At 72.3% G+C, this 11,743-nt stretch carries 12 protein-coding genes; 8 read left to right on the forward strand and 4 right to left on the reverse strand.

Features of this window, described 5'->3' with window-relative positions:
• Nucleotides 1–31 precede the first annotated feature (31 nt).
• Together ACQPZF_RS14355 and ACQPZF_RS14360 are read right to left on the reverse strand one after the other, a co-directional pair.
• Nucleotides 32–3,172 carry a BTAD domain-containing putative transcriptional regulator gene (locus ACQPZF_RS14355; protein WP_433271898.1) on the reverse strand — a complete coding sequence of 1,047 codons (3,141 nt, stop codon included), beginning with the start codon at nt 3,170–3,172 and terminating at the stop codon, nt 32–34.
• Nucleotides 3,173–3,353: 181 nt separating this feature from the next.
• Complete coding sequence (locus ACQPZF_RS14360; protein WP_433271899.1) at nt 3,354–4,526, reverse strand: ROK family protein; 1,173 nt, start codon at nt 4,524–4,526, stop codon at nt 3,354–3,356.
• A gap of 173 nt (nt 4,527–4,699) precedes the next feature.
• Here ACQPZF_RS14360 and ACQPZF_RS14365 point away from each other — a divergent pair, with 173 nt between their 5' ends.
• The 4 genes from ACQPZF_RS14365 to ACQPZF_RS14380 all read left to right on the forward strand — a co-directional run bounded on the left by ACQPZF_RS14365 (nt 4,700) and on the right by ACQPZF_RS14380 (nt 8,758).
• Complete coding sequence (locus tag ACQPZF_RS14365) at nt 4,700–6,076, forward strand: xylulokinase (RefSeq protein ID WP_433271900.1); 1,377 nt, start codon at nt 4,700–4,702, stop codon at nt 6,074–6,076.
• A gap of 40 nt (nt 6,077–6,116) precedes the next feature.
• A complete protein-coding gene (locus tag ACQPZF_RS14370) occupies nt 6,117–6,665 on the forward strand; it encodes a hemerythrin domain-containing protein (RefSeq protein WP_433271901.1) in 549 nt (182 codons plus the stop codon).
• A gap of 6 nt (nt 6,666–6,671) precedes the next feature.
• The gene (locus ACQPZF_RS14375) at nt 6,672–7,277 is read left to right on the forward strand and encodes a flavodoxin family protein (RefSeq protein ID WP_433271902.1); all 606 of its coding nucleotides are present in this window, start codon (nt 6,672–6,674) and stop codon (nt 7,275–7,277) included.
• A 476-nt stretch (nt 7,278–7,753) separates the two neighbouring features.
• Nucleotides 7,754–8,758, forward strand: a complete 1,005-nt coding sequence (locus ACQPZF_RS14380; RefSeq protein WP_433271903.1) for an NAD-dependent epimerase/dehydratase family protein — start codon at nt 7,754–7,756, stop codon at nt 8,756–8,758.
• Nucleotides 8,759–8,766: 8 nt separating this feature from the next.
• Here the strand turns inward: ACQPZF_RS14380 and ACQPZF_RS14385 are convergent, their stop codons facing one another.
• Complete coding sequence (locus tag ACQPZF_RS14385; RefSeq protein ID WP_433271904.1) at nt 8,767–9,003, reverse strand: DUF6480 family protein; 237 nt, start codon at nt 9,001–9,003, stop codon at nt 8,767–8,769.
• A gap of 60 nt (nt 9,004–9,063) precedes the next feature.
• Between ACQPZF_RS14385 and ACQPZF_RS14390 the strand changes: the two genes are divergently transcribed.
• From ACQPZF_RS14390 to ACQPZF_RS14405, 4 genes are read left to right on the forward strand one after another with little or no spacing between them, the layout of a single operon-like run.
• Nucleotides 9,064–9,618: a nucleotidyltransferase family protein gene (locus tag ACQPZF_RS14390; protein WP_433271905.1), complete on the forward strand. Its 555-nt coding sequence runs from the start codon at nt 9,064–9,066 to the stop codon at nt 9,616–9,618.
• On the forward strand, nt 9,615–9,863 hold the full coding sequence (locus ACQPZF_RS14395) for a BON domain-containing protein (protein WP_433271906.1): 249 nt from the start codon (nt 9,615–9,617) through the stop codon (nt 9,861–9,863). Before ACQPZF_RS14390 ends, ACQPZF_RS14395 begins: the two co-directional genes overlap by 4 nt.
• The gene (locus ACQPZF_RS14400; protein WP_433271907.1) at nt 9,860–10,600 is read left to right on the forward strand and encodes a metallophosphoesterase family protein; all 741 of its coding nucleotides are present in this window, start codon (nt 9,860–9,862) and stop codon (nt 10,598–10,600) included. Before ACQPZF_RS14395 ends, ACQPZF_RS14400 begins: the two co-directional genes overlap by 4 nt.
• 1 nt (nt 10,601) lies before the next feature.
• Nucleotides 10,602–11,114 (forward strand): hypothetical protein, encoded by a 513-nt coding sequence (locus ACQPZF_RS14405; protein WP_433271908.1) that lies wholly within the window; start codon nt 10,602–10,604, stop codon nt 11,112–11,114.
• A 100-nt stretch (nt 11,115–11,214) separates the two neighbouring features.
• Here ACQPZF_RS14405 and ACQPZF_RS14410 read toward each other — a convergent pair whose 3' ends face one another.
• Complete coding sequence (locus ACQPZF_RS14410; RefSeq protein WP_433271909.1) at nt 11,215–11,733, reverse strand: SRPBCC family protein; 519 nt, start codon at nt 11,731–11,733, stop codon at nt 11,215–11,217.
• Between the last annotated feature and the right edge of the window lie 10 nt (nt 11,734–11,743).

Consider the following 11,743-nt stretch of genomic DNA (forward strand, 5'->3'; position numbering starts at 1 on the left):
CTCCGCAGCGTCCGGGGTGTCGTCCAGGCTCTCAAACTCGACCTCGCAACGTGTCGGCTTCGGGTGCGCGCATCCGGGTGAACAGGTCGAGGGCCGTCCGCCAGTGTGCCGGGTCCGGTTCCACGTGGCCGAGCAGGAGCAGGGTGTGCGCCTCACCCGGCCGGTGGCCCGTCGTGCGGTGGGTCTCCAGGGCCTCGCGGGCGTGCGCGACGGCTTCGGCGGTGTTGCCCTTCGCGAGTTCCGCGCGGGCGAGGGCGGTCAGCGCCTTGCCCTCCACGACCCGGTAGCCGGCCTTGCGGGCGATGGCCAGGGCCTCGTCCGGCCGGCCGTAGCCGATCAGCGCCTCGGCTTCGAGGAAGTCGTCGCCGGTCTCCCGCGCCAGCGCGACGGCCTGGCGGTAGCAGTCCTTGGCGTCGGCTGGCTGGCCCGCGCGGCGGTGGATGTCGCCGAGCACGTGCAGCGCGCCGGCTTCGATGCGGCGTTCGCCGGTGTCCCTGGCCAGCATGAGGGACGTGCGGGCGTGCTCGTAGGCGGTGGGGAGGTCGCCGAGGTCGTTGTGGATGGCGGCCAGCGTGGTGAGGTTGCCCGCTTCGGCCACCCGTGCGCCGATCTCGCGGTGGATGCCGAGGGCCTCGGTGAGGTGCGCCAGCGCCCGGTCCGGCTCGCCGCGGGTGTGCCAGAGTTCGCCGACGTTGCCCAGGGCGAGCGCGATGCCCTGCGGCGCTCGGGCTTCCCGTCTGAGCCGGAGGGCCTGGGTGAAGTAGTCGGTGGAGTCGGCGAGCCTGCCGAGCTGCCACGCGACGATGGCGAGGTTGTTGAGACCGGCCATCTCGCCGGCCGGGAGGCCGTGCCGGCGGTCGATCTCCAGTGAGCGGGCGAAGTGCTCGGCGGCTTCGGTGAGGTGGCCGGACTGGCGGTGGATGCCGCCGAGGTTGTTGTGCGCGGAGGCCTGTCCGGCGGGCCAGTCGCCTTGTTCGGCCAGCCGCAGGGCGGCCGTGGAGTGCTCGATGGCCTTGGCGTGCTCGCTGCGCAGGAAGTGCAGGTTGGCGAGGCTCAGCTCGGCGGACGCCCGCGCGGCCGGGTTCTCCGCCGCGGCGTGGCGGGCGGCGCGGGCGACGGTCAGCCAGTCGACGGTCGCCATGCGGAGCCAGAAGTAGCCGCGCAGGGCGTCGGACAGCAGCCAGGCGTGCTGTGCGATCTCCGAAGGCTGGTCGGCGGCGGGCTGGTCGGCGGCGTGGAGGACGGCGGCCACCAGGTTGGCGCGTTCGGCGTCCAGCCAGGCGGAGGCCTGCGCCTCGTTCTCGAACAGCGGCTGCGGGTCCGGGCGGGGCAGGCGGGCCATGTCCGGGTAGAGGACGGCGGCGGCGGCGTCCGCGTGGGCCGTGTACCAGTCGTAGAGGCGTCGGCCGGCCTGGGCTCGGCGGTCGGCGGTCTCCTCGGCCTGCACGCGTTCGCGGGCGTAGAGGCGGAGCAGGTCGTGGGCGCTGTACCGGTCGCCGTCGCGGTGCAGCAGGTGCGCGTCGGTGAGGGTGGACAGCAGCTCCTGCGTCCCGGGCAGCGGGAATTCCGCGAGCGCCGCCGCCGCGTCGGCGGTGAAGTCCTGGCCGGGGACGACTCCGAGCAGGCGGAACAGCCTGCGCGCGGGTGCGGGCAGGGCCGAGTAGGACAGGTCGAACGCGGCGCGGACGGCGGTGTCCTCGTCGGCTTGCAGGGCGGTGAGGCGGTTGCCGCGGCGCAGCTCGGCGACGTGGTCGGCGATCCGGCCGCCGGGGAAGTGCGCCGCGGTGATGCGGAGGGCCAGCGGCAGGTGCGCGCACAGGGCGGCGAGTTCGGCGGTGGCCGCCGGCTCGGCCGCTGTCCGGTCCTCGCCCAGCAGGGCGGCCAGCAGCCGCGTCGACTCGGCGGGCGTGAGGACGTCCAGCGCGATCCGGGCGGCCCCGTCCTTGGCGACCAGGCCGGTCAGGCGGTCGCGGCTGGTGACGACGACCAGGCAGCCCGACCCGCCGGGCAGCAGCGGGCGGACCTGGTCGGCGGACGCGGCGTTGTCCAGCAGCACGAGCACCGCGCGGTCGGCCAGCGTGCTGCGGTAGAGCGCGACCGCTTCCTCCAGGTCCGGCGGCACGCGTTCGGGGGCGGTGCCCAGGGCGTGCAGGAAGCGGGACAGGACTTCCAGCGGACGGCGGGGCGGCAGGGCGTCGTAGCCGCGCAGGTCGGCGTAGAGCTGGCCGTCGGGGAAGCGTTCCCGCGCCTCGTCGGCCCAGCGGACGGTCAGCGCGGTCTTGCCGACGCCGGCCATGCCGGACACGACGACCGCGGCGCCGGAGCGGTCGTCCCGGGCCTTCGCGGCCTGCCGGTCCAGCTCGGCGAGGGCCGTCCAGCGGCCGGTGAACGACCTGACCACGGCGGGGAGCTGGCGCGGGACGGCGGTCCCGGGTGTGCGGTCCAGGGTGCGGTCGGCGCGCAGGATCTCGACGTGCAGGCGGCGGATGCCGGCGGACGGCTCGATGCCGAGCTGGGTGTCGAGCGCCTCGTGCAGGCGCTGGTAGGCGGCCAGCGCCTCGGCTTGGCGTCCCGTGCGGTAGAGCGCGAGCATGAGCTGGCCCCAGAGGCGTTCCCGCAGCGGGTGCTGGCCGGTGAGCGCCTGGAGTTCGCCCGCGACCTCCTGGCCCAGCGCGAGGCGGGCGTCGATGTTGTCCTCGACCACGGACAGCTTCAGTTCTTCCAGCACGGTCACCCGGGGCCGGACGATCGGCGGGATCGGCAGCCCGTCCAGCACCGGCCCGCGCCACAGGCCGAGCGCCCGGGTGAACCGCTCCGTCGCAACGTCGAACCGCTTGTCCCGCAACGCTTCCCGGCCTTCCTCGACCAGGTCCTCGAAGTGCGTGGCGTCCAGGTCGGGCCGGGCGACGTCGATCGCGTAGCCGTCCGGCCGGGTGTCGATGGCGGCGTCGGGTTTGAGCAGGCGGCGCAGGTCCGACAGGTAGGTCTTGAGGTTCGCGGCGGCGGAGCGGGGCAGTTCGTCCCACAGCGCGTCGGTCAGCGCGTCCGTGGACGTCGGCGCGTCGCGCAGGAGGAGCACGGCGAGCAGGACCCGTTCTTTCCGACGCGCCGGCAGCAGCAGCCGACCGTCGCGGTCGCGAACCTCCAGCGGGCCTAAGACACCGAAACGCACGGAACCCAGCGTAGTGATCCCGGTACACGTCGATGTGTACCGGCATGTGTACCGCTGATCAGGATGCTGGCTACCAGGGGACGGTGACCAGGGGGCACCGTCCCCTCGGGGGTCTCCACCTGGGGCGCGTGGCTTTGTCGCGGTCGTGGTGGGTGGCTTCTGGTGGTGAGGGCGCGTGGCGTCAGGCGAGGGTCGACGTCACGAACAGGTCGGGGTCGGCCAGGATCGCGCGGATCGCGGTGCCTGCCGCGCCGCGCATCGCGGCGTCGGAGGCGAGTGGCGACGCGACCACCCGCACCGGTGACCAGGCGGAGCCGACCACGCGGTGCTCCAGTTCGGCGAGCAGGGGTCCGCGCAGCCACGGTTCCAGGCGCGCGTAGGTGCCGCCCAGCACGACCGTCGGCAGGTCCAGCAGGTTCACCGCCCCGGCCAGCGCCACGCCCAGCCACGTCGCCGCCGCGCGGACGGCCGTGGTCGCGGCCTGGTGGCCGGCGTCCAGCCCGGCCAGCAGTTCGGACACGTCGGCGACCCCCGCGGCGCGCACGATCTCGTCCTGGCCCGCCAGGCGTTCCAGGCAGCCGCGTGAGCCGCACGGGCACCGCGGTCCGTGCGGGTCCACGGACAGGTGACCGATCTCGCCGCCGTAGCCCGACACCCCCTCGAACAGGGCGCCGCCCACCACGATGCCCGCGCCGATGCCGATCTCGCCGGACACGTGCACGAAGTCCGGTGCGCCGTGGCCGTGCCACAGTTCCGCCAGCGCGGCCAGGTTCGCCTCGTTGCCGACCAGCACCGGCGCGTCCAGCGCCACCCGCCGGGTCAGCTCGCCGCGCACGTCCACCTCGCGCCAGCCCAGGTTCGGCGCGACGCGCAGGATGCCGCTGGCGGACTCGACCAGGCCGGGCACGGCGACGCCGACCCCGCCGACCGGCACGTTCTGCTTGAGCGCCAGGCGGATCGCGGCGGCGACCTTCGTCAGCACGCGCGCGGGGGCGGACGCGCGGTTGTCGCTGGGGCGCAGCCACCTCGCGCGGACGCGGCCGGTCAGGTCGACCAGGCAGGTGGACACGTAGTCGACGCCGATCTCCACGCCCAGGCCGTGCGGTCCGGCGGGGGACAGGTGCAGCGCGGTGCCCCGGCGGCCCGGTCCGGGGCGGGCCTGCGCCTCGCCCTCGACCACGAGACCTGCGCCGATCATCCGGTCCACCAGGCTGGACACCGTAGCCTTGGTCAGGCCGGTGCGGGCGGCCACGGCGGCGCGGGACGAACCGGGCGCGGACGCGATGGTGTCCAGCACCAGGGCGGAGTTGTGCCGGCGGACGGTGTGCTGGCTCGCGGGGCGCGGTCTGGACACCTCGCCGATCCTAGCGGGGTCCTGCGATAAGTTCAGTCATCAAACTTTTATGGAGAGTCTATTGTGGACTTCCTGAACAGTGATGAGCCGGATGTCTCCCTTGCGGCGGAACGGGGTTGCGGGTTCGTGCAGTTGGCGCAGTTCGTGTTGGAACACCTGATGGGCGCACGCCGATGATGCTCGTGGCGGGCGTCGACTCGTCCACCCAGTCGTGCAAGGTCGTGGTGCGCGACGCGGAGTCCGGCGCGCTGGTCCGGGAAGGGCGGGCGGCGCACCCGGCGGGCACCGAGGTCGACCCGGAGGCGTGGTGGAACGCGCTGCACACGGCGATCGCCGCCGCCGGCGGGTTGGACGACGTGGCTGCGGTGTCCGTCGCGGCGCAGCAGCACGGCATGGTGTGCCTGGACGCGGATGGCTCCGTCGTGCGGCCCGCGCTGCTGTGGAACGACACCCGCTCGGCGGGCGCGGCGGCGGACCTGGTGGGGGAGTGGGGCGGGCCGGCGAAGTGGGCCGAGGCGGTCGGCAGCGTGCCGGTCGCCTCGCTGACCGTCACCAAGCTGCGGTGGCTGGCCCGGCACGAGCCGGCGCACGCGCGCCGCACCGCCGCCGTGTGCCTGCCGCACGACTGGCTGACGTGGCGGATGGCCGGTGCGGCGAGCCTGGACACCCTCACCACGGACCGCAGCGACGCCAGCGGCACCGGGTACTGGTCGCCTGCCACCGAGGACTACCGGCCGGATCTGCTGGAACTGGCGTTCGGCCGGGTGCCCGTGGTGCCTGCGGTGCTCGGGCCCGCCTCGTTGGCCGGACGGTTCGGCGCGGGCGCGGGGGACAACGCCGCCGCCGCGCTGGGCGTGCAGTCGCGGCCCGGTGACGTGGTGGTGTCCATCGGCACGTCCGGCACGGCGTTCGCCCGCGTCGCGCGGCCGGTCGCGGACCCCACCGGCACCGTGAACGGCTTCGCCGACGCGGAGGGCGGCCACCTGCCCCTGGTGTGCACGCTGAACGCCTCGCGCGTGCTCGACGCCACGGCCGCGTTGCTCGGCGTGGACTTGGCGGAGCTGTCCCGGCTGGCCCTGAGCGCTCCGGCGGGCGCGGACGGCCTGGTGCTGGTCCCGTACCTGGAGGGCGAGCGGACGCCGAACAAACCGGACTCGACCGGGGCGCTGCACGGACTGCGCCTGGACACCGCGACGCCGGCCCACCTGGCGCGGGCGGCGGTCGAGGGTCTGCTGTGCAGCCTGGCCGACGCGGTCGACGCCTTGGCGGCGGTGGGCACGCCGGTCGAGCGGGTGCTCCTCATCGGCGGCGGTGCGCGGTCGGAGGCTGTGCGGACGCTCGCCCCTGCCGTGTTCGGCTGCCCGGTCGCCCTGCCCGCGACCAGCGAGTACGTCGCGGACGGTGCCGCGAGGCAGGCGGCTTGGGCGGTGCGCGGACTCGCCGGCCCACCGCACTGGTCGGAACTCACGTCCACCCTGTTCGAGGCCGACCCGACACCCTGGGTCCGCGACCGCTACGCCGCCGTGCGGGACCTGACAGCCGTCCGGTGACCGCGTGATTCGGCCGGCCGGGTGCGGGTAACCACGGCACATGGCTGACGAAGAGGACGTGATTGCCCTGCTGGTGCGCCAGCACGAGGAGATCCGGGAGCTGTTCGCCGAGGTCGAGACCGCGCACGGGACCGAGCGGACCGACGCGTTCCGCCGGCTGGTCAGACTGCTCGCGGTGCACGAGACGGCCGAGGAGGAGGTCATCCACCCGGCCGCGCGGAAGGGCGACGGCGGCGACGCGATCGTCGACGCGCGGGTCGCCGAGGAGCACCGGGCCAAGGAGCTGCTGTCCACGCTGGACGAGATCGGCCCCGAGGCGGAGGGCTTCGACACCCTGCTGCGCGAACTGCGTGACGACGTCCTCGCCCACGCCCGACACGAGGAGCGGGAGGAGTTCCCGAGGCTCCGGGCCGAGTACGACGGCGACCGCCTGCGTGCGCTGGCGAAGGCCGTGCGCGCGGCGGAGATGATCGCACCCACCCGACCGCACCCGGGCGTGGAGTCACCCGCCGCGAACATGCTGCTCGGACCGCCGATCGCCATCATGGACCGGGCCCGCGACCTGATCCGTTCGGCCTTGGGGAGGTGACGTGCCATGCGCGCGGTGGTTTTGAACTGCTCCTTGAAGGGCTCGTCGGAGACGTCCAACACGCAGCTACTGGCGAACGTCGTGGAAAGCGCGCTCCGGGAACGCGGCGTGGACATCCACACGATCCGTGTAGTGGACCGTTCGATCCTGCCCGGGGTGTCGACGGACATGGGCGAGGGCGACGACTGGCCGGCCATCCACGAGGAACTGCTGAACGCCGAGATCCTGGTCATCGCGACGCCGACGTGGCTGGGCCGTCCGTCGTCCGTCGCGCAGCGGGTCCTGGAGCGGATGGACGCCATGCTGTCGGAGAAGGACGCCGAGGAACGCCCGGTGGCGTACAACCGGGTGGCCGGGGTGGTCGTGACCGGCAACGAGGACGGTGCGCACCACGTCATCAGCGAGGTGTCCGGGGCGCTGATCGACATCGGGTACACCGTCCCCGGGCAGTCGTGGACGTACTGGAACATGGGGCCCGGACCGGGACCGAGCTACCGCGAGACCGACCACAAGCACGACTGGTCGGAATCGACCGGCAAGGCAATGGCGTCGAACTTGTTCGCGGTAGCCACAGCCTTGGCAACGAGCCCGATCCCAGCACCGCCCAGTTGACAGTCAAAAGCCTCTTTTGCATTAGTTTTTTACGCAGCTTGACGGCAGAAGAGGGACCACGAAGCAAGGCGACCAGAACTTGAGCAGGTCTGGGCTCAAGCCGGGAACATTAAGCAACGGGACCACATTATCGGTAGCCCTAAAGGCTGTTGGGGGACCGGTGTCAGCGCAACGCGCCGCCCGCGAAGCAACCCGCCCAGCAGATCGACTCGCGTTGCTGTGGGCTTGGCGCGACCTGGCAGCCGCAAGTGCGCGTTCCGTAGCGCGTGTGGCGTTCCAGCCGTCCCTGGCAGCTTCAGGGCTTATCGATGATGTGGTCCCTTTGCTTAATGTTCCCGGCTTGAGCCCAGACTTGCGTGCTTATAGGGCGCTTTGAGTCCATGGTCCCTCTTCTGCCGTCTTTCTGCGTAAAGCAAAGATGTCAATCATCGGTCCTGGTGTGGGTTGCGCCCGGCGCCCGTGGGTACCCGCTCACCATGAGGATCGTCGTGACCGGTGCGACCGGCAACGTAGGCACCGCACTGCTGCGCAGGCTTGCCGCCGAGCCCGATATCCGGGTGCACGGCGTCTCGCGGCGTCCGCCAGCGCCTGAACCGCCCTACGACGTCTCGTGGACGCCGTTGGACCTGTCCAAGAGCGGTGCGGAGGAGCCGTTGGCGGATGTGTTGCGGGGCGCGGACGCGGTGGTGCACCTCGCCTGGAAGATCCAGCCTAGCCACGACGAGGCCGAGCTGTACCGGACGAACGTGGCGGGCAGTGACCGCGTCTTCCGGGCGACCCGCAAAGCCGGTGTGCCGCACTTGGTGCACATGTCGTCGGTCGGCGCGTACTCCCCGGCCGTCAAGGACCACACCGTGGACGAGAGCTGGCCGACGGACGGCATGTCGAAGTCCTACTACAGCCGCCACAAGGCCGCCGTCGAGCGGCAGCTCGACCGGATCGAGCGGGACAGCCCCGGGTTGACGGTGACACGGATGCGGCCGGCCCTGATCCTCCAGCCGGACGCGGCGGCCGAGATCAAGCGCTACTTCCTCGGGCCGCTGGTGCCGTCCGCGTTGTTCCGGGTCGACCTTCCGGTGCTGCCACTGCCCAGGACGATGGTGTTGCAGTTCGTGCACGCCGACGACGTGGCGGACGCCTTGGCGGTGGTGGTGCAGCGCAAGCTGCCGGGCGCGTTCAACCTGGCGTCCGATCCGGTGATCACCCCGCAGGTGTTGGCGGAGGTCATGCGCACCAGGCACGTCCCGCTCCCGCCGACCGTCCTGCGTGGACTGGCGAGGGTGACGTGGCTGCTGCGCCTCCAACCCACCTCGCACGGCTGGGTGGACCTGGCGCTGACCGTGCCGCTGCTCGACGCGGCCAAGGCGCGTGACGAACTCGGCTGGGCGCCCCGCCACAACGCCCGTGACGTGCTGCGTGAGCTGCTGGACGGTCTGGGGCGGCGCGAGGGCGTGTCCGCCAGTCCGCCGCTCAAGCCGTAACGCCGGCCCTAGAACAGGTTCGCCCAGCCCATCACCTGTGCCACCACGAAGCCGAGTGCCATCACGGTGATGATCAGCACCACGATCAGCGCCGCGATGTTGCGGCCACGGGACGGCATGGGCTCGCGGTGGGACAGGCCCGAGCTCTGGCCGGACTCGGGCGGGGTGTCGCCGGGGGCCACGCCGCCGCCCGGTTCGAGACCGGGGGTGCGGGCGGGATCGGGGTCTGGAGGGGTCGCTGTCATGCCCCTCCGGGTACCCCTACCGTCCAGTGTGAAGCGTGGGCGCGTGGGGTAGTCACAAGCATGAGCGGCGTTCAAGACGACTTGCTGCGCACGTTGACCAAAGTTGCCAAGGCGCTTCGCGCGCAAAGCATCCCGTTCGCCCTGGCGGGCGGGTGCGCCGTGTACGCGCGAGGTGGCCCCGCGACCGAGCACGACGTGGACCTACTGGTGCGCGAGGAGGACGCCAAACCTGCGGTGAGCGCGCTGGTGGCGGCCGGGATGCGGGCGGCGGACGCGCCCGAGGACTGGCTGCTGAAGGTGTACGACGGCGATTCGCTGGTGGACCTGCTGTTCCGGCCCAACGAGATCCCGGTGACCGACGAGACGCTGGCCCGCGCCGAGGAACTCGCCGTCGGCTCGGTGACGTTGCCGGTGATGCCCGCGACCGAAGTGATGATCAGCAAACTCCTCGTGCTGGACGGCCACCGGTGCGACTTCAGCGAGCTGCTGCCGTTCGCGCGCGCGTTGCGGGAGCAGATCGACTGGGCGCACGTGCGCGAGGCCACCGCCCATTCCCCCTACGCCGAGGCGTTTCTGGTGCTCACCGAACGCCTGGACATCAGGAGCACCCCATGACTGCAGAGCAGTACCTGTCCGCACGCCTGCGCAGGGCGCTGGCCGAAGATCCCCGCACCGCCGAACTCGGGGTGCGGGTGACCGTGCGGGGGGACCACGTGATGCTGTCCGGCGACGTGGCCTGCGCGGAGCGCCGGGACGAGCTGGAGGCGGTGATCCACGACATCGCGCCGGAGCTGACGGTGCTGGACGACGTGAAGGTCGTGCCGGTCGGCGAGCCCGACGGCAGGGAGGAGTTGCGATGATCCGCGTCGCCGCGGTCGGGGACGTGCACCTCGGCGAGGACGCGCGGGGGCGGCTGCGCCCCGCGCTGGAGAAGGTCGGTGAGCACGCCGACGTGCTGCTGCTGGCGGGGGACCTGACCCGGCACGGCACGGTCGCCGAGGCACGGGTGGTGGCCGACGAGTTCGGCGGCCTGCCGGTGCCGGTGGTGGCGGTGCTGGGCAACCACGACTACCACGACGACAAGCCCGCCGAGGTCACGCAGGTCCTGCGGGACGTGGGCGTGACCGTGCTGGAGGGCGAGGCGGCCACGTTCGACATCGCCGGCCACACGCTGGGCGTCGCGGGCGTGAAGGGGTTCGGCGGCGGGTTCGCGGGCAAGTGCGGCAGCGCGTTCGGCGAGCCGGAGATGAAGGCGTTCATCCACCACACCATGGAGATCGCCGAGAACCTGGAGGGCGCCCTGCGGAGCCTGGACACGGACGTGAAGGTGGCGCTGACGCACTACGCGCCGGTGCCGGACACGCTGCGCGGCGAGCCGCCGGAGATCTACCCGTTCCTCGGCTCCTACCTGCTGGGCGAGGCGATCGACGCGACCGGCACGGATCTCGCCGTGCACGGGCACGCGCACTTCGGCGTCGAGCAGGGCCTGACGCCGGGCGGGGTGCGGGTGCGCAACGTCGCGCAGCCGATCATCCGCACCGCGTTCACCGTGTACTGCGTCGAACCCGCTGTCGAACCCGCTGTGGTGGAGGTGTGACATGACGGAAGCCAAGCCCTCGGGCCCGTCCGTGGTGTGGGCGGGACCGTCCGGCGCGCCGGTGGTGCTCGTGCTCGACCCGGCGGGCGCCGCGCCGCACGGTGAGCTGCCCGCGACCTGGCGGCCGTTGACCGAGCACCTGCGGGTGGTGTGGTGCCGGCTGCCCGTGGCGGACGAGCCGCTGCACGAGGCGGAGGCGGTGTTGGCCGACCTCGCCGACCAGGAGGTGCACCTGGTGGCGGGCGCGGCGGCGGGCGCGGACGTCGGCGACCTCGCCAACCGGTACCAGGGTCGCATCCGCTCGGTGCAGACGTTCGCCGCCCCGCTGCCGCTCGGTCACCCGGACGTGGTCTTGGCGGTGCTGGAGAAGCTGCTCGCGCAGGACGTGGTGCCGCACGACGCGGGTCTCGACATCACGAAGGACGACCCCGGTCGGGGCTCACTCCTGGGTGACGCCGCTACGGCCCTGTGGCAGTCGGTATACCAGTTGGCCGAAGGCTTGAGGCGGGGCTGACTGGTCGAAAGCGATCCCTGAACTTACCGCACGACAGAACCGCTCGGCCTCGGTGAGGCCGAGCGGTTTGCTGTGGAACTTCAGTTGCGACTCTTCGCACTCACCTGATCGGGTCGCCGGGCCGCCCGCCGTCAGGCAGGTCGTGGCGCGTCTCGCCGGCCTGCGGAGGACGGTTCACGTCGCCCCGCCAGCCGCCGGTCTCGGCACCCCGGCCCTCGATGAAGTGCTTGAACCGGTCCAGGTCGCCGGAGACGCGGTGCTCGACCACGCCCAGCGCGGCACCGGCCTTCTCGGTCAGCGTCTGCGGGTCGTACTCCATCTGGAGGTGGACCCTGGTGGACCTGTCGTTCAGGCGGTGGAACGTCACCACGCCGCCCTGCGGAGGACCGTCCACGGTGTGCCACGCCACCCGCTCGTCCGGGTGCTGCTCGGTGATCTCGGCGTCGAACTCCCGTTGCACACCACCGATCTTGGTCACCCAGTGCGTCCGGGTGGCCGTGACCTGCCGGATGCTCTCCACGCCCTCCATGAAGCGCGGGAACGACTCGAACTGGGTCCACTGGTTGTACGCGGTCGTGACCGGAACATCGACGTCCACGGACTTCTCGATCGTGGTCACTGGAAAACAA

It is taken from the genome of Actinosynnema sp. CS-041913, from assembly GCF_050942485.1.
Taxonomy (GTDB): Bacteria; Actinomycetota; Actinomycetes; order Mycobacteriales; family Pseudonocardiaceae; genus Actinosynnema.

Coding starts and splice junctions, on each gene's coding strand:
- ACQPZF_RS14365 (WP_433271900.1), top strand. CDS start 4,700: ATGATGCTCGTGGCGGGCGTCGACTCGTCCACCCAGTCGTGCAAGGTC.
- ACQPZF_RS14370 (WP_433271901.1), top strand. CDS start 6,117: ATGGCTGACGAAGAGGACGTGATTGCCCTGCTGGTGCGCCAGCACGAG.
- ACQPZF_RS14375 (WP_433271902.1), top strand. CDS start 6,672: ATGCGCGCGGTGGTTTTGAACTGCTCCTTGAAGGGCTCGTCGGAGACG.
- ACQPZF_RS14380 (WP_433271903.1), top strand. CDS start 7,754: ATGAGGATCGTCGTGACCGGTGCGACCGGCAACGTAGGCACCGCACTG.
- ACQPZF_RS14385 (WP_433271904.1), bottom strand. CDS start 9,003: ATGACAGCGACCCCTCCAGACCCCGATCCCGCCCGCACCCCCGGTCTC.
- ACQPZF_RS14390 (WP_433271905.1), top strand. CDS start 9,064: ATGAGCGGCGTTCAAGACGACTTGCTGCGCACGTTGACCAAAGTTGCC.
- ACQPZF_RS14395 (WP_433271906.1), top strand. CDS start 9,615: ATGACTGCAGAGCAGTACCTGTCCGCACGCCTGCGCAGGGCGCTGGCC.
- ACQPZF_RS14400 (WP_433271907.1), top strand. CDS start 9,860: ATGATCCGCGTCGCCGCGGTCGGGGACGTGCACCTCGGCGAGGACGCG.
- ACQPZF_RS14405 (WP_433271908.1), top strand. CDS start 10,602: ATGACGGAAGCCAAGCCCTCGGGCCCGTCCGTGGTGTGGGCGGGACCG.